The following is a 19,528-nucleotide window of genomic DNA, read 5'->3' as shown; positions in this document are numbered from 1 at the left end:
CAACTCCCGTTCCCAAGCCCCCCGGCCTTGATGACGACCTGTGGGACGAGCCGACGATGATCGTTCCCGAGCCGGAACCGGAAGCCAAGCAGGAGGAACATAGCGTTAACCTGTCCCTGAACACGATCGCCGATGCGGCCGATCCCACCCAGGTGCGCGGGGCCTTGATCGTGATGGAAGACATCAGCGATGAAAAACGCCTGAAGAGCACCATGTATCGCTACATGACCCAAGAGTTGGCGGAACAGCTCCTGGCCAGTGGTGAAACCAAAATGGGGGGCGATCGCAAGGATGTATCGGTGCTGTTCTCCGACATCCGCAGCTACACCACCATCACCGAAAGCATGACCGCCGAAGAGGTGGTGGCCATGCTCAACGAATATTTCGAGTCGATGGTGGATGCGGTGTTCCAACACAAGGGAACCCTCGACAAATACATCGGGGACGCAATCATGGCCGTGTTTGGCTCACCGTTGCCCCTCGATGACCATGCTTGGATGGCGGTGCAGACGGCGGTGGATATGCGCCATCGGTTGGTGGAGTTCAACCTGAAGCGTCGTGAACAGGGCAAAAAGGAAATCAGCATCGGGATTGGCTTGCATTCCGATGAAGTGATTAGCGGCAACATTGGTTCCAGTCGGCGGATGGAGTTCACCGCGATCGGGGACGGTGTGAACCTGGGGTCTCGCCTGGAGGGGGCCACCAAGCAATATGGCTGCGACATCTTGATTAGCGAAAACACCTATCGCAAGTGCAACCCCGATCGACTCTGGGCCCGCGAACTGGACTACATCAAAGTGAAGGGCAAGAACAAGCCCGTCTCGGTGTACGAAATCATCGCCATCAAGGAAGGGCCCCTGGCTCGCGAAGTGCCCCAAGCCAAGCTGGATATCCTGGATCACTACGGCCGCGGCCGGCGGCTCTATCTCGATCGGCAGTTTGCCCGGGCCATGGCTGAATTCGGCATGGTGTTGGAAATTAACAAGGACGAAAAAGCCGCCCAACTGCAACTCCAACGCTGTCAGCATTACCTGACCAATCCCCCCGAGGCCGAGTGGGATGGTGCATTCACCATGACCAGCAAGTAAATCTGGTAATGCTCGCGTAGCTGCGCAAAATCTGGCGCAATCTAGCGAAACCGGTTCATAAATCCCATTGACCAGCCGATCGGGGAGGTCAGTGGGGTTTACGAGCGTTAACGGGCGATCGCTTCAGCTTTGGAAAACCGTTGATCCCCCTGTGATTCTTCCCGATCAGTAGGCTACCTTAATGGACGCAATGGATAGGGTTGCCGCCACCATCACGGGGCCCAGCAATCCCTTGAATTGCAATCCACTTCTTCTTCAGACGTTCTATGGCGAAAAATCGCTTTTTTTGGCACTCCTCCTTGGCAGGGCTAGCTGTGGCCCTCGTGGGTTCGGCCCTGGGCGCACAACCCGCTGCTGCTGAATATCAGTCGGTGACCTTCACTCTGACGAATTCCACCAGTCGGGTGCTCGAAGAATTTTATGCATCTCCCCCCAGCACCAACGATTGGGAATCAGACATTCTGGGAACTGATGTGCTCAATCCGGGCGAGTCCATTGAGATCACGATCGATGACGGCCGCGAGGATTGTCTCTACGATTTCAAAGGCGTGCTCGGCCCCGGGAATGGTGTGGGTCGGGGAGCTTTGATCCAATCCAGCGTCTCTGTCTGTGATGGCGGCACTTACGAATATTCCGAATAGTCACGGCTCGATCGAGCGATTCTAGCGGCTGCTTGCTGTTGGCCTTGGGATGATGGTTACCGCCATGGTTGTCCCAAGGCTCAATATTTTTAGGGCGATCGGTTGGCTGTTGCGCTTGGCTGAGGGTTGGCTAGAGGCTGATGTAGCGATCGGCTAGTTGCTCCAACAGTTCAACCATGGCCTGAACCATCGGCAATCCTGTTAAAAGCTCAATCCAATACCACTGACCATTGGGATTTAGCTCAATAAAGTAGAGTTGATCATCGTCATCCCGAATGATGTCAAATGCCCCAAAATTCAGTCCAAAAACGTTCAGCATTCCATAGAGTTTTTGGATGTAATCATCAGGTAGTGCGTCAGGACAGTGAACCAATTTATCTGGGTCTGTGACTCGCCAATCCAATTGAATGTCTTGATCTTGGATGGCTTCTGCTCCAATTCGACAAACAAAGTGCTTTTCACCGATCAATGTGACTCGGTATTCTGCCTTCTTGTGAATCCGCTTTTGAATGAAGACTGGTGCAAGTCGGATGCTATCTTTTAAGCCCTGGAGGAGTTCGAGATTAATCAATCGGGTATAGCAGCCATATTGTTGATCTTGATGCAGAAACCCCGAATAGCGCATGGGCTTAACAATGCAATCTTGATGAAATCGCACGAAGTCACAAGCCGCCTCATAATCGTTCGTAACGATCGTGGGTGGAATCAAAATTCCAAGATCTTTGGCAACCGGAATCTGATTAATGCGATGGGATGGAATTCGAATGTTGTAGTAATTATTAACCCACTGTGCTTTTGGGAAAAGACCTGGCAGTGAAAAAATTAACGATTCAGTTTCTTGTTGACAATATTTGACAGCCCAAGGATCTTGTACCTCTGGAAAGGGTTGAAAGTCGTTGGGCTTACGCCACCAAATGACTCCTAAATCTTGAATTTCTCTTAATGAATCCAAAAGACTCAAATGTCCTTGAGATAACTGTCCGGTTTGATCCCAAGAATAAGCATATTGACTTTGTTGAATAAGGCTTTCTGAATTCAGACGTATTGGATTCAGCTTACTGCTTGCTAAAGCCTGAATAACCGCGTCTGTGTGAATATCATCTTTTGATGTAATAATTAAAATGTCTGCCATGTTTCTTTAATGTGATATTCACAAAGTATGATGACAGTCTATGGTCATACTGACTCCATAGGCTGTCATCGCGTGATGCTAGCGGTTCCAGCAAGTCAGCTCAGTTGTCAATCATCTTCTTTGCTGTCATCATCATTATCTTGCATAATACCACCGGTAGAGTTGCTTCGATTGCACCAGGAGCCACTCATTGCTGAGGTGTTAGAGGTTTGAGTTGCTGGGTTATAGGTTGCCTGTTCATCAGCCAGATCACTCAACTTCGGAGTGATGCTGAGGTGCATCATCAAGGGATAGGACTTGCGATCAAGTGCGACTTGCAGGTTATTCATGAGCTGATTGCTTTGTGATTGGGATGTCACTGAAATGATGATAGAGAGAAGCTATTGAGATTGCACAGACGGAGGAAGTCGAAAAAAGTCGTATTTTGCTTTTTTTAAAGGCGTTGGAAGTGCCGAGGCGGAAAAAGTCAGATATGATTGGTTTTAGCTGAAGCGATGGAGAAGTGAGATTTATGGATATTCAGAAGGTGCTTTGCTTTCTGGATGATTTGATTCTGGATCGCACGGGGCAACATCTAGATGATGTGCAACTGGGTGTGATTGAAGGGGTGCTCAAGCGGCAGAAGTATAGCGAAATTGCTCAAGCCCTCAACTGCACGGAAGGCTATGCAAAAGATACTGGATACGAGTTATGGAAAATTCTGTCAGACATTTTTCAAGAGGAAGTTAGCAAGAATAACTTAAAAACAGTTCTCTTGCGAAAAGGTATGATTTATAACTCAAATCTAATTATTGGCGATATTGGCAATGGAAGTACCGTTGGTTCTGTACATATTTGCGAATCAGATGCTGAATCGAAAGATTTTTATAGAGGACAAGTAATTGCGAAGCTAGAAGCTGTGAAGCGATTGAGAGCGATGGGATTAACTGATCAGCAAATTTCAATCGCTCTTGATTTGCCTATTGCGGATGTGCAAGGAGTGCCCAGCACTCAAAAATAGCCTGAATAGTGTAATAAGAAAGCTGGCAGAAGATTGCCTAAATTTCTGTCAGTAATCCTGTAGGGTAAATGGGGGCATAGTTCAGTAGTTACGATCTTTGTAATTCGTCTCCCATGAACCGAAATTTGCCTGATGCTATGGCTCAAATAAGAGTCTTTTACGAACCTGAAACGGAACTGCTCACTATCTTTTGGCAAGCACCCCGTCTGAACCAAATCGCCACCAACCTCGGCGACGACATCATCCTGTTCAAAGATAGCGACACCCAAGAACCCATCGGCATCGAAATCCTGTCCTATCGCCCCGGTGACGATCGCCTCAATTGAAATTTTCGTCCGCAAGAAATTTTATACTTTAGAAGTGAATTAGTGACTCATCTGTCGGGCCAGCAGCCGATCGCGCAAACCCACTGGGCTATCAGTTGCTTCAATTCTTTGCTGTACTGTTACCGCCAAATTAGATCGCGATCGCAAATAGTCATCAACCTCCAATCGATGTCGCAAATAATATCCCAACACAGAATAGATATCAGCCAACTGAAGCGAAGGATATTGCTCTTGAATCTCCTCAGCTAAATTGCCTTCTAGAAATGCCAAAATTATTGTGTCCAATGTCACGCGGGTTCCTCCCACGCGAATGACACCTGTAGCATCAATGGCTAAAGGAACGGTTTCTGTCACTGGCATAATTAACATCTCAAAGCCTCCTAATTGATTGGTTCATTTGCTAAGTGCAATTTCTACATAAGGGCGCATTTGGTCGCTTTGGAGATCAAAATTTAATTTATAGCGATCAATGTCGTTGTCCTCACAGTATCTGCATCCTTGATTTGGGATTAGTCCGGTAGCTGTGCGATCGCGAATCTGCATCAACTTCACTGACAAAATCGGCAATATTGATATGCGTCACTTTGAGCGAAGCGGTAAGCTTGGTGGTCTTAACAATCGAGTTAAATGGCTTCTTGGATTGCTTCGCTGGCAAGGGGCAACTCCTCCACAGAAGGCAGCCGCTCGATCGTGAATTCGGGCTTGCGAGATCCGGCCAAACTTTGGAGGAGCTTCGGCTTGGGATCATGGAGTAAATAGATGAGCCGATCGCCCGCTAACCATGGGTCGTGGGCAGAAACCACCATCAGCCGATCGTCCCGAGCAATCAACAATGGAATTAATTCTCCGGTGCGAATCAGGGCCGTGAGATGGGCATGTTGCAAGTCTAAATCGGTCGATCGCATGATCGTTTCTCCGAGTTTGACCGCCCGATCGCTCACCAATTGATTCCACTCCTTGAGGCTGCGTTGGGTGGCAAAGGCGGGTTGCACCTTGCTGCTGCGTTTGGCTTGGCCGTTGCCGTTGCTGTTCTCTTCGGTGGGAACGGCGGCCAAGACCCGAGGCGGGGCGAATTCTTCGGCGGCGCGTTGGGCCAAAACCGCATTCACTTCCCCATTGCTGGTGGCCGCGAGGAACGTTCCCACGGACTCCAAACCGGCCGCTTCCAAAACGGCCGTGTCGAGGGCGCTGCTGGAAAAAACGCGGAATCCGGCGCTTTCGGCTTGCTTGCAGGCTTCCGGGTCGGTTTCCACAATCGCCACCGCTTCCCCGCGATCGGCAAACAGCCGCGCCACCAGTAATCCAACAGGCGTGGCCCCGGCGATCGCGATGCCGCGCCGTTCCGTGGAGGTTAACCGCAACCAATCGGCTACCCAGCCCGCCGTCAGGCCTTGGGCGGTGACCGTGGTGGCGATCGTCAAAAACACCAAGGCTTTAATGGACTCGCCGCCGGTAATGCCCCCTTGGGTCAACAAAATCGAGAACAGGGAGGCCACGGACGCGGAAACAATTCCCTTGGGAGCCACCCAACCGGCAAATAGTTTTTGTCGCCAATTAAAGTCGCTACCGGCGGTGCAAAGCCACACGTTCAGCGGGCGCACCACCAACATCAATACCAGAACGGCGGCCAAGCCACCCCAACCAAGGGTGAAAACGCTGGCCAGGGAGAGGTCTGCCGCCAACAGCACAAACAGGACGGAGATGGCCAGCAGGGTCAGTTGCCCTTTGAAGCGGCGTAGGGTGCGGGCTTCCGGCAGCTCAGCGGCCCGGAGAACAATGCCTGCAATAACCACTGCCATCAGGCCGGATTCGCTGGCGGTTTGTTGCGACAGGCTATATAGACCCCAGGCTCCGGCCAAAACGGTTAAATTCCGAAGGTCATCGGAAAGGAAGGGGGCCCGCCGCAGGAAGGCGGCGATCGCCCAGCCGCCCAACCCACCGATCAAACTGCCGGATCCCAAGCGCCATAACATGCCGGCCAGGATGGCGCTGGGGTCGCCCCCGCCGTCGATGATGATGTCGAGGACAACGACGGCCAGGATCGCCCCGATCGGGTCAATTAATACGCCTTCGCTTTCGAGGAGGGCTGAAACCTGCCGATCGACTTGAATATTTTTCAGCAGGGGGCCGATGACCGTGGGCCCGGTCACCACTACCAGGGAGGAGTAGAGCAGGGCGATCGGCCAAGGGAACTCCGCTAACCAGTGGGCCGCCATGCCGCCGCCCGCAAAGGAAACCAACGTCCCGATCGTCACCAGGTTGCGCAGGCTGCCGGAGACTTTGCCCACATCGCGCAACTCCAGGCCCAGACCCCCTTCAAACAAAATGAGGGCCACTGCCAAGGAAACGATCGCCTCCAGGGCTGGCCCCAACTGTTGCGGGTCGATCGCCCCGAGGCCGCTGCGCCCCAGGCTAATTCCAAACACCAGCAGGCAAACGATGCCGGGCAGCCGCAACCAGGCCGCCACAATTTGGGCCCCGATGCCCACCAAAACGGCCAGGATGAGGGTTTGGGCAATCTCAGCCACAGTTGCCTCCCGCGCGATCGCCCCGAGGATGGGGATCGCGGCTGTCTTGGGTCACAATTCCCTGACGTTTGCCGAGGATGCCATATCCCGCGAGATGCCCCGCGAGGTGCCCCGCGAACCGGTAATGCTGTGAATTGAAGGGCAACAGCAACAGCGCCATCGGGCGCAAGAACTCAGTAAAAAACCTCGCCTGCTCTCCCCCTCATGCTTGTGTTGAGGGTGTTTTGGACAAAACTAGGGAGCTGGATTGGGAGCAATCGAGAGCCTCCCAAGGCGGGGACGGCCAAAACCGCTTGTGGGCCAGTATATCGCAGGGGCCCCCGGGGCCCCTGAAGGTGATCTTTATCGGCCAATGCCTACGTAGTGGAAGCCTGCGGCCTCCAAAGCCGCCCGATCGAGGAAGTTTCGACCATCAACCACCGTGGGATTGTGCATGGCTTTGGCCATCTTGGCGTAATCCAGGGTGCGGAATTGTTCCCATTCCGTGACAATCACCAGCGCGTCGCAACCATCCGCCAGCAGCTCGGGATCGGTTTCCACATAGACGTTGGAGAGGCCGTGGCGCATTCCGGTTTGGGAAACGATCGGGTCGTAGGCCTTCACCTTCGCGCCCAGGCGGCTGAGTTGTTCAATCAAAATCAGGGACGGTGCATCGCGCATGTCGTCCGTGTCGGGCTTGAAGGTGAGGCCCAACAGGCCGATCGTCTTGCCCTTCAGGATCTTGAGGGTCTGTTGCAACTTCTCGATCGCGATCGCCCGTTGCCGTTGGTTCACGTTCACCGCCGCCTTCAGCAGTTCCGCATCGTAACCATAGTCACTGGCCGTATGCACCAGGGCGGACACATCCTTCGGGAAACAGGAACCACCCCAGCCAATCCCCGCATTCAAGAACTTGGGGCCAATCCGTGAATCTAAGCCAATGCCCTTGGCCACTTGGGTCACATCGGCCCCCACCCGATCGCAGATATTGGCCACTTCGTTGATGAAGCTAATCTTGGTGGCCAAGAATGCATTGGCCGCATATTTCACCATTTCCGCCGAGGCCAAATCCGTCGTGACGATCGGCACCGGAGGCAGGGCTTGGTTTTCTGCAAAGTCGCGCCGGACGATCGGGTCATACAACTCGCTCATCATCCCCAGCGCCTTGGGGTCATTGCTGCCCAGCACAATCCGATCGGGGTTGAAGGTGTCGTAAATGGCCGAACCTTCCCGCAAAAATTCTGGATTGCTGACCACCGCAAAGGCCGGCTCCGGTTGGCCCGGCGAATTTTCCTTAAAGGAATCGAGCACGATGGTGCGCACCCAGTCCCCCGAGCCGATCGGCACCGTGGACTTATTCACAATTACCTTATAGTTGCTGCCACTCTTCAGGCTGGTGCCAATGCCCCGGGCCACCGCTTCCACATAGCGCGTGTCACTTTCCCCCGTGGGGAGGGGCGGCGTGCCCACGGCAATGAAGAGGATGTCGCTTTGATCAACCCCGGAAGCCAGGTCGCTGGTGAACTCGATCGTCCCCTCCGTCATGGCCGCCTGCATCAGTTCCGACAGACCCGGCTCATAAATCGGGGATTGCCCCGACTTCATCAGCTTCACCTTTTCCTCGTTGTTGTCTACGCAGGTGACATGGTGGCCCGTGCGCGCCAAGCAAACTCCGGTTACCAAGCCCACGTAGCCCGTTCCAATTACACAAACACGCATAAATTCACCTTCTGTACAAGTGGAGTCCTTACAAGTTGGGGCAATCGGCAACCATTCAGCCGCATCCGGGCCAAAGGGTGTAGACAAACTGAGATCCGTATTCTCTGGAGCCTGGCATCAGTCCGGTTGATTGCGACCGCTCGGATGGTTTCTGGCCCGGATGGTTTCTGGATGGTTTTGAGACGCTGCCTGTTCCAACTTGCCCCTTAGGCTTCAGCGGTAATCCGTTGGCGGAAGTCCTCGATCGTCTTTTGCAATCCTTCTTCGAGGGGCACGGTTGGCTCCCAACCCAGCCACAGCTTGGCGCGGGTAATGTCGGGACGGCGGCGGCGCGGGTCGTCCTGGGGCAGGGGTTTATAGTCAATTTCCACGCCGGAACCCACCTGGGCTTGGACGGCTTTGGCCAGCTCCAAAATGGTGTATTCCCCGGGGTTGCCGAGGTTAACGGGGCCAGTGTGATCGGGATTGTTCATCATCCGAATCAACCCATCCACCAAATCCGACACGTAACAGAAACTGCGGGTTTGGGAGCCGTCTCCATAAATGGTCAGGGGCTGGCCACGCAGGGCTTGCACAATGAAGTTGCTGACCACGCGCCCATCGTTTTCCAACATCCGAGTTCCGTAGGTGTTGAAAATACGCACCACGCGGATGTCTACGCCGTTTTGGCGGTGATAGTCAAAGGTGAGGGTTTCGGCAATCCGTTTGCCTTCGTCGTAGCAACTGCGGATCCCGATCGGGTTGACGTTGCCCCGATAGTCTTCGCTTTGGGGATGGACTTCTGGATCGCCGTAGACTTCGGAGGTGGAGGCCAGCAGGAACCGGGCTTTGACCCGTTTGGCCAAGCCCAGCATGTTCATGGTCCCGATCGCGTTGGTTTTAACGGTTTTGACGGGATTGTATTGGTAGTGCACCGGAGAGGCAGGACAGGCCAGGTGATAAACCTGATCCACTTCCAGCCGAATAGCTTCGGTAATATCGTGGCGGACGAGTTCAAAGTTCGGGTGGCCCAGCCAATGAACGATGTTGCGCTTGTGGCCGGTGTAGAAATTGTCGAGGCAAATGACCTCATGACCGGCGTTCATTAGCCGATCGATCAAGTGCGAACCGATGAAGCCCGCGCCTCCGGTGACGAGGATTCTCATGGCAACGTTGCGCTAGGGGGTTTGAAATCCCCAATAACCTAGCACCTGGGATGAGGCGTTGGGTGTGTGGTGATGGATTTTCAAGGAATCGGGCGCGATCGAGGTGCGATCAAGGCGCGATCGGGTTGGTGGGCGCTGATCCCTGCGGCAAATCTTTAGCTGGCTGATGAACTCGAGTCCTTCCTAGTCTTCAAACCAAGCACTACGCCAGGCGGATTCGGCGGAGGCGATCGCTTGGCGATGTTGCACCTTCTCGTAGCGGGTGCGGAGTTGGTCAAGCTGCTCCAACACCTGTTGAATCGCGGCCCGCTGGGGCTTCAGGTCGGGGTTGCTAAAGTGAATTTCCGAGAGGCGCAAATGCACGGCTACCAGGCGGGTGGCTCCGTCGTTGTCGTTGTCGGAATCGTCATCGCCTTCGCCTTGCATGATCAGCTCAATCAGATTAGGCGAGTTGCCGGTGAAGTCGTCGAAGTCTCCCTTTGCGGCAATGTCCAGCATGGCGGGCGGGAGTTTGCGGGGCAAAATGCCGGCCGAGCGCAATAGTTCGTTGGCCTGATGGGATTGGGCCCGAAGGGTGTTGTTGGTGAGCTTTTCGCGCGATCGATGCCATTGCAGCACGCGGCTGGGGTGGGTTGCCAGCGTTGCCAGCACTTCGGGCATTCCAGCATCCAGGTCGATCGCTGGGGGCCGGGGTTCGGGATCTGACTCCGGTTCTGAGTCGGCTGCTTCCTCTGGGTCGGCTGCTAGGTCGTCGTCATCGCGCCCTGAGGATGAGTTTGCGTTGGATGAGTTCGCGTTTCGGGGGCGATCGCTCGTTTCGTCGTCAGAATCTTCAGGATCTTCAGCGTCGTCCGCATCATCCCCCTCTAGCTCGATCGACTCAATATTGACCAACGAGTTAAAGGCCGCCGCCAGAGCCGCCGCCATTTCAGCGGTGCTGGGGCCCTCGTTGTCTTCGTTGTCTGCCCCGTTGGCCGAACGGCGACCGCTGGATTTGGGTCGATCGATCGCCTCCACCTTCACAATCCGCTGTTTCCGCTCGGGCTTGGGAATGGGTAAGGCCAGGTTTTGTGCCAACTGTTCAGACAGGTCGCGGGCCAACTGTCGCAGGGCCTGCTGTAGGTTTTGGCGCTCCATGAAAGGCAGGGCCAAAAACCGCTCAGGATACTTATGGGTACAGATGCGGTAGCTGGCCAAAATCAACTGCTGACCGGCGGCGGCTCCCAAGGTGCGCAGATAGCTCAAATCCGCCTCGTATAAGGACTCCGCCAGCGATCGAGACCGATCGCTCAGCTCCGCCAATTCTTGCTCCAGTCGATGAATCGGGTCGGTCACGGGTGGTTTCGCCTCTTCTCTCTGCACCAGTTCAAATTCGTGCAAATTCTTACGTGCAAATTTTTACGCACAAATTCTTACGCACAAATTTTTATGCAAATCCCACTGCGCAAATTTCACCGCGCAAATTCAGGCTACATAAACTCAAATCTGCGGCAATTTGCAGCAATTTGCACAAGCTCAAACAAATCCAATCTTTCAAACCAGGCTGAACAGTAAACCAGGCTGAACCAGACCAAAATTAGGAACGATCGCCCCAACAGCACCAAAGGCACAGCCACGGATCGTTCGGACGGTTGCGCGATCGATCGGGCCATGCCTTCGGGTTTAATTCAGCCGTTGGGGCGACAAGCCGGACAAAACCGCCTTCCCCACAAATCGGATGGGCCATCCAGCCCCAGCCGTCCTATTTGTTGCCGGTTTGGGCAGCCACTTCCTCAGCGAAGTTGCTTTCTCGCTTCTCGATGCCTTCACCCAACACAAAGCGCTGGAAACGACGAACTTGGATGTTTTCCCCAATCTTCGCGATCGATTCCTTGATCAGTTCTTCCACGGTCTTGCTTTGGTCGCGGATGAACGGCTGAGGCAGCAAGCACAGCTCTTCCAGACGCTTCTTAATCCGACCATCAACAATCTTTTCTTTCAGTTGCTCGGGCTTGCCGGCCAGGTCTTCGCGACCCATTTCGATCGCCTTTTCGCGGGCCACCACTGCCTCAGAAATTTCCGAAGTCGAAATGAACTCCACATTCGGACAAGCGGCAATTTGCATGGCAATGTTGCGCACCAGCTCCCGGAACTCATCGCGCTTGGCCACAAAGTCCGTTTCGCAGTTCACTTCCACCAGCACGCCGATCCGACCGCCGGTGTGGATGTATGCATCAACCAGCCCTTCAGCGGCAACGCGGCCCGCTTTCTTGCCAGCGGAGGCGATGCCCTTTTGGCGCAGCCATTCGGTGGCCTTTTCGATGTCGCCGTTGTTTTCTGCCAGGGCTTTTTTGCAGTCCATCATGCCCGCGCCGGTACGTTCGCGCAGGTCTTTAACCAGCTTTGCCGAAATCTCTGCCATGGGGCCCTCGTTACCTAAGCGTTTGCAAGCGTTGTCGTGAACTGTGCAGCAGTTATTTGCCGTTGATTGTAAAACCTGACGAGTCAGGACGGGGTTAAGCTTGCCCTAACCCAGCTCGCCCGATCGACATCAACTTAATGAACTGAGCTGAAAATGTGCTGAGCTGAACCGAGACGAATGAACCGAAGAAGCGACGGAAATTAGGACAATTAATTGAGCCAAAGCTTGGTGAGCCAAGGTCTGGTGAGCCAAAATCTGGCGGTGTTTGATCCGGCTCGATCGACCAGCGCCGACCCTTGCGACCTGGCTGATCGATCCAGACAGTGGCTCAAGCAGTGATTTCAACGCCTGACTTCTTCGGATCTCGCAGCGGAAGAATCAGAATTTTGCCGATCCGAGGACAAGTCTTGAAGACAGACCTTAGGCTTCGGTGCTTTCTTCTTCTTCGTACTCTTCTGCGTCGTAGTCGTACTCTTCGTCGAAGGCTTCGTCTTCGCTATCCAATTGACCGTGGCGACCTTCATAGATCGCATCGGCCAGCTTGCCGATGATCAGCTTGATCGATCGAATTGCGTCGTCGTTGGCGGGAATGGGCACATCCACCGTATCGGGATCGCAGTTGGTGTCCAGCAGCGCCACGATCGGGATCCCCAGCTTCACGCACTCTTGCACCGCGTTGTATTCCCGACGTTGGTCAACCATGACCACGATGTCGGGCAGCTTGCGCATGTGCTTAATGCCGTTCAGGTACTTTTGCAGCTTGGCCATTTCGCGGCGCAGCACCGAAGCTTCCTTCTTGGGCAGCAGGTCAAGACCGCCGGTTTCTTCGCGGCGCTCCAGTTCCTTCAGCCGATCGGCCCGGCTCTTGATCGTGGTCCAGTTGGTGAGCATCCCGCCCAACCAACGCTGGTTCACATAGAAACTGCCGCAACGGCTAGCCTCTTGGGCCACGATGCCAGCAGCTTGGCGCTTGGTGCCCACAAACAGCACGCGCTTGCCTTGCTCGGAGGCTTCGCGCAGAAATTGATAGGCATATTCCATGCACTGGGCGGTTTGCACCAGGTCAATGATATGCACGCCGTTGCGAGCCGCGAAGATGTAGGGCGACATCTTGGGGTTCCAGCGGCTAGCCTGGTGTCCAAAGTGAACACCAGCATCGAGCATTTGGGTAAGGGATACGACTGCCATGGTTGGCGATTTCTCCTGATATTCGGGTTTATCCTCCATCCAGCGAGCGATTTTGCAGAAGGCGAAAGGCTGACTAGCTCAGGGTTTGCGACCTTGGCTTCGGCTCTTTGGCAACCGACAAAACACCCGAAACGCTGGATGTGCGTTTTAGAGAGCTTGACTAGGGTATCACGGGGGGTGCGATCGCGATATTCTTTTGCAAGCGTCCGCTGAGGCGCAAGGCCGATTCCCTAAGGATGCCCCCATGATCTCTTCTCCGGCTCGATCGATTCCTGGGTCTGAGTTGCCCTTGGATGATCGCCCCGACATCTCGATCGTTGTGCCCATCCACAATGAAATTGAAAGCCTGCCCCATCTGCTGGATGCCATTACGGCGGCGATGGAACCAACGGGCGATCGCTACGAGATTGTTTGTGTGGATGATGGATCGCGGGATGGTTCCGGCGATTGGCTGAAGCAGGCGGCGATCGAGCGCCCCAACCTGCGATCGGTGATTTTGCGACGTAATTATGGTCAAACGGCGGCCATGGCTGCGGGGTTCGATCGCTCCCTGGGCCATACGATCGTGACCCTGGATGCGGATTTGCAAAACGACCCCCAAGACATCCCGGCCCTGCTGGAGAAGCTCAACGAGGGCTATGACCTGGTGACCGGTTGGCGGGTCAAGCGCCAAGATGCGGCCATGACCCGACTGTTGCCCTCGCGGATTGCCAATGCCATCATTCGTCGGGTCACGGGTGTGCGTGTGCGGGACTATGGCTGCTCGCTTAAGGCCTACCGCGCTGAATTGCTGGCCGATATGAACCTTTACGGCGAATTACACCGATTTTTGCCCGCCTTGGCCTTCATGGAAGGGGCCAGAATCACGGAAATTCCCGTGCGTCACCATGCCCGCCAGTTTGGCCAAAGTAAATATGGACTGGGCCGCACGATCCGGGTCGTGATGGATCTGCTGACCATTTGGTTCATGAAAAAATTTCTGACCCGGCCGATGCATGTGTTTGGCCCCCTGGGGTTGGGGCTAATTGCGATCGGGGGAGTCCTGTTTATTTATTTGATTGCGATCAAGGTCTTTCTGGCCCAGGCCATTGGCGATCGCCCCCTGTTGACCATTGCCACCGTTTTGTTGCTGGCGGGCTTTCAATTCTTCTGCTTTGGTCTGTTGTCGGAGTTGACCATGCGCACCTACCACGAATCCCAGGGCCGACCGATTTATCGAATTCGGGAAGAAGTGGGCTAGTCAACGGTTAATCAAGTTGATCAGCCTGATCAAGTTGATCAGCAGCAGCTAATCCGCAGCTAATCCGCATTAATGGCTTGAGTGATGGCTTGGCGGTGGTTGAGCGACACCGGATTCACAGGCCGATCGGTTTGCGGGGAAGCTGTGAAAAGACGTTGATAAAGACGTTGACATCAAAAGACGTTGCCAAGGGGCGATCGCGGCCTGGGGCCAAGTGGCGCTTCATTGCATTTTTGTCACATTCGCTACAATGATCAGTCCTATCGCCAGCGTGTAAGCACCTGAAGTTGCCGTGTTATCGCTGTTTCGATCGCTGCCGGCCCACAGTCGGCGGAATTTGTTGTTTTTAGCGGGGGCGGCCTTCCTGTTTTGGTGCAGCATGGCCTCGCAACTGCCGGTGCTGTCCTTATATGTGCGTCAAACGGGCGGCAACGATAGCCAAGTGGGGCTTGTGATGGGAGCCTTCGCGATCGGGCTGTTGTTGTCGCGCCCGCAGTTGGGCCAGTTGGCCGATCTCCAAGGCCGGCGGCGGGTGTTGCTACTGGGAACCGTGGTGGCGGCGATCGCCCCGATCGGCTACGGCTTGGTCACCTCCGTTCCCCTCCTGATGTTGGTGCGCATTTTCCATGGCCTGAGCATTGCCGCCTTCACCACTGGCTACAGCGCTTTGGTGGTGGACTTGTCTCCTCCGGAGCGAAAGGGGGAGCTAATTGGCTACATGACCCTAACTCAGCCGGTGGGCGTGGCGATCGGCCCGGCCCTGGGCAGCTATTTGCAAACGGCCTATGGCTTTTGGCCCACCTTCATTGTGGCCGCCAGCTTTGGGACGGCCGCCACGATCGGGATGAGCTTTATTCAAGAAACAGCTCCCCCGGCGGAGGATCCTGCCGCCAGCTCATCCGACAGTTCAGAGCGTTTTTGGGCCAAGCTGGCCACGCCCGCTCTGCGGACTCCAGCCTTGGTGATGCTAACGATCGGGCTGGTGTTTGGCACGCTCAGCACCTTTGTGCCGCTTCTGATTGTGGAGAGCCGCGTGGCCCTGATTCCCGGCCTGTTCTACACTGCCGCCGCCGTGGCCAGCTTCAGCGCCCGATTTTTAGCGGGCAAACAGTCCGATCGCCTGGGCCGCGGTGCGTTCATCACCCTCAGCTTGGTTTGTTATGTGGTGTCCATGGGCTTGTTGGCCCAAGCGGAATCCGTGGCGGGATTCATCGTGGCCGCCTTGCTCGAAGGGCTGGGGGCTGGGTTGCTGATTCCCTCGATTGTGGCCCTGGTGTCCGATCGGGTTCCTGCCCACGAGCGCGGCCGCAGTTTTTCCTTGGTGTTGCTGGGGTTTGATTTGGGCATTGCGATCGCCGGGCCCGGTTTGGGGGCCGTGTCCGATGCCTTGGGCTATCGGGTGTTGTTCGCGATCGCCTCTGGGTTGGCTTTGGTGGCGTTGATGATGTTTATCACCTTGTCGAGCAAGTCCGTGGGTCGATCGATCCGGTTCGCCTTGGGCCGATCGCCGGATGTCTATGCCCTCAGCCCTTCGGAATCCCACTAGATTCTGATTGCCGTTCTTTAACCTCTGGATTCCTGGCCTAACCCGGCCTCCGGATCAACCCTCACCCCATCAGCACCCAGCCCAGAACTCAATCCGACGAGGACTCCGGGCGGGTGCTGAGCACCGAAGGCGAAGCCACGATCGGTGGAGTGGAAGAAGTGGCGGAACCGTTTTGGGGCGATCGATGGGCGATCGCCGTGGAGCGCCGTTCCGGGCCCCGGCTGGGGTAGCTCGATTGGCGGGTGGGAATCTCGATCGTGAAAGTGCTGCCCAATCCCTCCTGGGACTCGCACAGCAGGCGGCCATGATGTCGCTCCGTCACCACCTGATAGCTAATGGATAATCCCAGCCCCGTTCCCCGGCCGACTGCTTTTGTGGTGAAAAACGGGTCAAATAGTTGCGCTCGGATGGATTCTGGGATCCCCGCTCCATTGTCCGAAATGGAAATTTGTACCCAATGGTTATCCAAAATTGGGCGAGTGGAAATCACAATTTGCGGCTGAAAATTCCTTCCCTCAACCTGATAGCGATCTTCTAACGCATCCAAAGAATTGGCCAAGATATTAATAAACACCTGATTGAGTTGGCCCGGGTGGCATTCCACCAAATTCAGATGCCCATAGTTGCGAATCACCTGCGTGGGGGGATGTTTATCGCTGCCCCGCAATCGATGATTCAAAATGGTCAGAGTACTTTCCAAATCATCGTGCAGATTCACTTCCTTCAGTTCTGATTCATCCATTCGCGAGAAGGTTCGCAGGGATTTAATAATGGCTTTAATCCGATCGGCTCCCATTTTCATGGAAGTAAATAGTTTAGGTAAGTCCTGACTGAGATATTCAAAATCAATGTCTTCTAGATGCTCAGCGATCGGCTGAATTGCTTCAAAGTCAAAATATTCCCGACAAAGCAAAATCAAATCGAGCAAATCAATGGCATATCGTTTGGCGTGATCCAAATTGCCATAGATAAAGTTCACGGGGTTATTGATTTCATGGGCCACACCCGCCACCAATTGGCCCAAGCTCGACATCTTCTCCTGTTGGATCAGTTGAGCCTGCGTGTGGCGCAATTCACTAATGGTTTCTTCTAGGTCTTTGGCCTGTTGCCGCAACCGCATTTCCGATTCCCGCAAGGCCACTTCCACCGCTTCCCGATCGCTTGCATCCCGCGCAATGACCCCTAAACAGAGGGGATCATTCGTTTGGGGATGGCGAATGACGAAAATGGTGTAATCAACGGGAATATAACTTTGGGCTTGCAGATTCCACAGCCGAAAAGCCCCGCTCCAAGTGCCGTCCCGAAGGGCGATCGGGTGAATGAGTCCAGCCGCGATCGGGCGATCTTCCACCGCGAAAAAGTCCATGAGCTGGTGATTTTGAGCCGCCAATAAATTAGGCAACCCCACCAGGGCCAAGCCCGCCCCGTTCATATATAAAACTTCGCCATCCAGGCTGGTGATGCCAATGAGATTCGGGCTGTTTTCCACCAGCGCAGCCAGTTGACGGCGTTCTTGATCCGCCTGCCGCTTCAGGGTCACATCCGAAAACAAACTGACACAACCCATGTAGGAACCATCTGCATCATGGATGGGGCTGACTCGCAAAAAAATCGTCAGCATTTGCCCACGGGTGCTTTTCATGGTCACCTCGCCCACCCAAGAGCGATCCGATCGCGCCAAGTCATAGATCGCCTGCCAAGTTTGCGGCTGGGCGTAAAGACTCGCCATGCCCCCCGCCGCCACCAGCGTCGATAGCTCATCCACCTGGAACAACCGCGCAAAAGCACCGTTGTGATAAATCGGTTGCCCCTCCGTATCAACCAGCGCCACCGCCTCGCTGGTGCTATCCAGGGCGTAGCGATAGCGCATCCGATCCTTGTGTACGGTTTTGCGCGATCGCTTAAGGCGAGATTCTGCTTGCTTGAAGGAATTCACCTCCATCAAAGTGCCATGCCACAAAATCGAACCATCCGCCAATAGCTCCGGTTCTGAGGTGGCATAAACCCAACATTCTTGATGTTGATGACCATCAAATCGCCCTTGCCAAAACCAGGACGATCGATTGCGGGCGGCTGCTTGGAGCGATCGGTGAAAAGCCCGGCGATCGCGGCTATGAATGCGCGACAATAAACAGTGACTATCGGCCATGATTGCCTCTGCCGAAAGACCAAATAGTCGATGGCAGCTTTCACTAATAAATAGAAATGACAATTGGCCATCACGATCCATTAGGAGCTGATAAGCAACCCCTGGCATCTTGCTGAGGAGTGTATGGATAGCAGGGCTTTGCGCGATATCATGCATGGTTTAGAGCTGAGAAGAAATGGAAGCATTGCGCAGATTGTTGTTAAAAACAATCAAGTCTCACTGGTCAACGCCAATGATGGGAGTCTAAAAAAATTAAGTAAGAAATTGAGTCGCAATCGGATCAAGTCGAAATCGAAATCAAAGAAAATGAACCCAACGGTATCTTTTCAGCACCTTTCAACCGATCAAAACAGATCAAAGATGCATTGAGAAATGATGCTAATCTCCATCCATCACGATCGCTATGCGTCTTTGGGTTAAAGGATGAGCGGATTGAAAATGGGAAGGATTACCGAGTTAACCAAGGTTGGTGGTTCTCGACTCATCATTTCTCAGTGCTGCTTTGAATGTAACGGCTTTGAATGTAAAACTATCCTCCTATAAATCGATTGAGAAAGCTAGATTGAAGCTTGGCCAATGGTTGGTTGTGAGATTTTTCGCAAATTTAAAGCAATGAACGCTGATTGTATTGTGGCGAAGATTGTCACAACCCGTATGGAAATTTAAAAAAATGTAAAAACTCTTGAGAAAGCTCTGATCCCCTAAAATTTTATAAGTTTTCTTTAAAAACATGCAAAAGTAGACGCATTCATCGGTTTTATGAAGAAAATCTCAAGAAGTGAATTGAATTGGTCTAAGACGAGCTGCAAGTTGGGACTTTTCCCTGTGGACTCGCTCTAAGTCGGGTGAAATTTCAGAAAGTTTTCAGGGAAAATGATTTGATTTCAATCAATAGCGGTCTTTTTTGACTAGAAAACTGTGATCGAAAAGAAGCTGATGTTGGCACATTGATCGAAGGCATAGACAGAAAATAAGCCCCGGTTCAAGTTCCCTAAAAGAGAAAACCATGGAAGTCATTCATCGAGGCATCCAGGGGATAGCTATGATGAATCGCTTACTTTTACCAATTGATCCCTGCCGATCCGGCAACCTGGCCAGAATCCGTTGGGGTGCTGGTTCGATCGCGCGGGTTCCTCTAGTATTGCCCTTCAGCCCATGTTCCTGGGAAGCTTTTGGGTTGGCTTCCGGCCCGTTGACGAATCAGGCGATCGCCCCCAAACGACTGAACCCAGATGCTGGGGGCAACTGGGCACAGGGTGAAGATGGGTTCAAGGGACTGACTTTCGGGCCATTCGCTCAACTTTGGGCTGAAAGATGGGTTCACGAAACATCCAGTTCAGCAAGTCCAGTTCAGCGAGTTCAGTCTAGGTTGGGCAAACCTGCGCCTACTTCAGCCAATGTTTAGCTGATATTCAGCCAATATTTAGCCGATCGCAGGCTATATCA

The 19,528-nt window shown here is 53.9% G+C and carries 17 protein-coding genes; 6 read left to right on the top strand and 11 right to left on the bottom strand.

The features are described 5' to 3' along the window. Together AMR42_RS08575 and AMR42_RS08570 are read left to right on the top strand one after the other, a co-directional pair. Positions 1-1,088 (top strand): adenylate/guanylate cyclase domain-containing protein (locus AMR42_RS08575; protein WP_143472994.1); only part of this gene is annotated, 1,088 nt, incomplete at its 5' end. Between the two features lie 266 nt (positions 1,089-1,354). Next, the gene (locus AMR42_RS08570) at positions 1,355-1,729 is read left to right on the top strand and encodes a hypothetical protein (RefSeq protein ID WP_099533030.1); all 375 of its coding nucleotides are present in this window, start codon (positions 1,355-1,357) and stop codon (positions 1,727-1,729) included. Positions 1,730-1,859: 130 nt separating this feature from the next. Here AMR42_RS08570 and AMR42_RS08565 read toward each other — a convergent pair whose 3' ends face one another. Together AMR42_RS08565 and AMR42_RS08560 are read right to left on the bottom strand one after the other, a co-directional pair. Further along, positions 1,860-2,861 carry a hypothetical protein gene (locus AMR42_RS08565; protein WP_099533029.1) on the bottom strand — a complete coding sequence of 334 codons (1,002 nt, stop codon included), beginning with the start codon at positions 2,859-2,861 and terminating at the stop codon, positions 1,860-1,862. A 107-nt stretch (positions 2,862-2,968) separates the two neighbouring features. After that, the gene (locus AMR42_RS08560; protein ID WP_099533028.1) at positions 2,969-3,190 is read right to left on the bottom strand and encodes a hypothetical protein; all 222 of its coding nucleotides are present in this window, start codon (positions 3,188-3,190) and stop codon (positions 2,969-2,971) included. Positions 3,191-3,372: 182 nt separating this feature from the next. On the opposite strand from AMR42_RS08560, the gene AMR42_RS08555 reads away from it, so the two are divergent. Together AMR42_RS08555 and AMR42_RS08550 are read left to right on the top strand one after the other, a co-directional pair. Beyond that, the gene (locus tag AMR42_RS08555) at positions 3,373-3,861 is read left to right on the top strand and encodes a hypothetical protein (RefSeq protein ID WP_099533027.1); all 489 of its coding nucleotides are present in this window, start codon (positions 3,373-3,375) and stop codon (positions 3,859-3,861) included. A 137-nt stretch (positions 3,862-3,998) separates the two neighbouring features. After that, a complete protein-coding gene (locus AMR42_RS08550) occupies positions 3,999-4,187 on the top strand; it encodes a hypothetical protein (RefSeq protein WP_099533041.1) in 189 nt (62 codons plus the stop codon). A gap of 39 nt (positions 4,188-4,226) precedes the next feature. Here AMR42_RS08550 and AMR42_RS08545 read toward each other — a convergent pair whose 3' ends face one another. The 8 genes from AMR42_RS08545 to rpsB all read right to left on the bottom strand — a co-directional run bounded on the left by AMR42_RS08545 (position 4,227) and on the right by rpsB (position 13,147). Beyond that, complete coding sequence (locus AMR42_RS08545; protein WP_099533026.1) at positions 4,227-4,556, bottom strand: DUF433 domain-containing protein; 330 nt, start codon at positions 4,554-4,556, stop codon at positions 4,227-4,229. A gap of 254 nt (positions 4,557-4,810) precedes the next feature. Beyond that, on the bottom strand, positions 4,811-6,715 hold the full coding sequence (locus AMR42_RS08540; protein ID WP_099533025.1) for a sodium:proton antiporter: 1,905 nt from the start codon (positions 6,713-6,715) through the stop codon (positions 4,811-4,813). Continuing rightward, on the bottom strand, positions 6,708-6,875 hold the full coding sequence (locus tag AMR42_RS20345; RefSeq protein WP_158234409.1) for a hypothetical protein: 168 nt from the start codon (positions 6,873-6,875) through the stop codon (positions 6,708-6,710). The genes AMR42_RS08540 and AMR42_RS20345 overlap by 8 nt, the downstream gene beginning before the upstream one ends. 182 nt (positions 6,876-7,057) lie before the next feature. Beyond that, complete coding sequence (locus AMR42_RS08535; RefSeq protein ID WP_099533024.1) at positions 7,058-8,413, bottom strand: UDP-glucose/GDP-mannose dehydrogenase family protein; 1,356 nt, start codon at positions 8,411-8,413, stop codon at positions 7,058-7,060. Positions 8,414-8,619: 206 nt separating this feature from the next. Continuing rightward, positions 8,620-9,558, bottom strand: coding sequence for a UDP-glucuronic acid decarboxylase family protein (locus AMR42_RS08530; RefSeq protein ID WP_099533023.1), 939 nt, complete (start codon positions 9,556-9,558; stop codon positions 8,620-8,622). A gap of 183 nt (positions 9,559-9,741) precedes the next feature. Then, positions 9,742-10,893: a hypothetical protein gene (locus AMR42_RS08525; protein ID WP_143472993.1), complete on the bottom strand. Its 1,152-nt coding sequence runs from the start codon at positions 10,891-10,893 to the stop codon at positions 9,742-9,744. 406 nt (positions 10,894-11,299) lie between these two features. Beyond that, a complete protein-coding gene (gene tsf, locus AMR42_RS08515; protein ID WP_099533020.1) occupies positions 11,300-11,959 on the bottom strand; it encodes a translation elongation factor Ts in 660 nt (219 codons plus the stop codon). 420 nt (positions 11,960-12,379) lie between these two features. Beyond that, on the bottom strand, positions 12,380-13,147 hold the full coding sequence (gene rpsB, locus AMR42_RS08510; RefSeq protein ID WP_099533040.1) for a 30S ribosomal protein S2: 768 nt from the start codon (positions 13,145-13,147) through the stop codon (positions 12,380-12,382). Between the two features lie 244 nt (positions 13,148-13,391). Here rpsB and AMR42_RS08505 point away from each other — a divergent pair, with 244 nt between their 5' ends. Further along, positions 13,392-14,387 carry a glycosyltransferase gene (locus AMR42_RS08505; RefSeq protein ID WP_099533019.1) on the top strand — a complete coding sequence of 332 codons (996 nt, stop codon included), beginning with the start codon at positions 13,392-13,394 and terminating at the stop codon, positions 14,385-14,387. A gap of 292 nt (positions 14,388-14,679) precedes the next feature. Then, complete coding sequence (locus AMR42_RS08500; RefSeq protein WP_234406856.1) at positions 14,680-15,933, top strand: MFS transporter; 1,254 nt, start codon at positions 14,680-14,682, stop codon at positions 15,931-15,933. A gap of 88 nt (positions 15,934-16,021) precedes the next feature. On the opposite strand, the gene AMR42_RS08495 is transcribed toward AMR42_RS08500, so the two are convergent. Beyond that, positions 16,022-18,163 carry an ATP-binding protein gene (locus tag AMR42_RS08495; protein WP_368670730.1) on the bottom strand — a complete coding sequence of 714 codons (2,142 nt, stop codon included), beginning with the start codon at positions 18,161-18,163 and terminating at the stop codon, positions 16,022-16,024. Positions 18,164-19,528 lie beyond the last annotated feature (1,365 nt).

This window comes from Limnothrix sp. PR1529, assembly GCF_002742025.1.
In the GTDB taxonomy this organism is placed as follows: Bacteria; Cyanobacteriota; Cyanobacteriia; order CACIAM-69d; family CACIAM-69d; genus CACIAM-69d.
The sequence above is the reverse complement of the archived record's forward strand: the minus strand, read 5'-3'. Positions and strand labels throughout refer to the sequence as shown.

Excerpts from the sequence above, each read along its gene's own strand:
- AMR42_RS08570 (WP_099533030.1), top strand. The coding sequence starts at position 1,355 with ATGGCGAAAAATCGCTTTTTTTGGCACTCCTCCTTGGCAGGGCTAGCT.
- AMR42_RS08565 (WP_099533029.1), bottom strand. The coding sequence starts at position 2,861 with ATGGCAGACATTTTAATTATTACATCAAAAGATGATATTCACACAGAC.
- AMR42_RS08560 (WP_099533028.1), bottom strand. The coding sequence starts at position 3,190 with ATGAATAACCTGCAAGTCGCACTTGATCGCAAGTCCTATCCCTTGATG.
- AMR42_RS08555 (WP_099533027.1), top strand. The coding sequence starts at position 3,373 with ATGGATATTCAGAAGGTGCTTTGCTTTCTGGATGATTTGATTCTGGAT.
- AMR42_RS08550 (WP_099533041.1), top strand. The coding sequence starts at position 3,999 with ATGGCTCAAATAAGAGTCTTTTACGAACCTGAAACGGAACTGCTCACT.
- AMR42_RS08545 (WP_099533026.1), bottom strand. The coding sequence starts at position 4,556 with ATGTTAATTATGCCAGTGACAGAAACCGTTCCTTTAGCCATTGATGCT.
- AMR42_RS20345 (WP_158234409.1), bottom strand. The coding sequence starts at position 6,875 with ATGGCGCTGTTGCTGTTGCCCTTCAATTCACAGCATTACCGGTTCGCG.
- AMR42_RS08535 (WP_099533024.1), bottom strand. The coding sequence starts at position 8,413 with ATGCGTGTTTGTGTAATTGGAACGGGCTACGTGGGCTTGGTAACCGGA.
- AMR42_RS08530 (WP_099533023.1), bottom strand. The coding sequence starts at position 9,558 with ATGAGAATCCTCGTCACCGGAGGCGCGGGCTTCATCGGTTCGCACTTG.
- tsf (WP_099533020.1), bottom strand. The coding sequence starts at position 11,959 with ATGGCAGAGATTTCGGCAAAGCTGGTTAAAGACCTGCGCGAACGTACC.
- rpsB (WP_099533040.1), bottom strand. The coding sequence starts at position 13,147 with ATGGCAGTCGTATCCCTTACCCAAATGCTCGATGCTGGTGTTCACTTT.
- AMR42_RS08505 (WP_099533019.1), top strand. The coding sequence starts at position 13,392 with ATGATCTCTTCTCCGGCTCGATCGATTCCTGGGTCTGAGTTGCCCTTG.
- AMR42_RS08495 (WP_368670730.1), bottom strand. The coding sequence starts at position 18,163 with ATGGATCGTGATGGCCAATTGTCATTTCTATTTATTAGTGAAAGCTGC.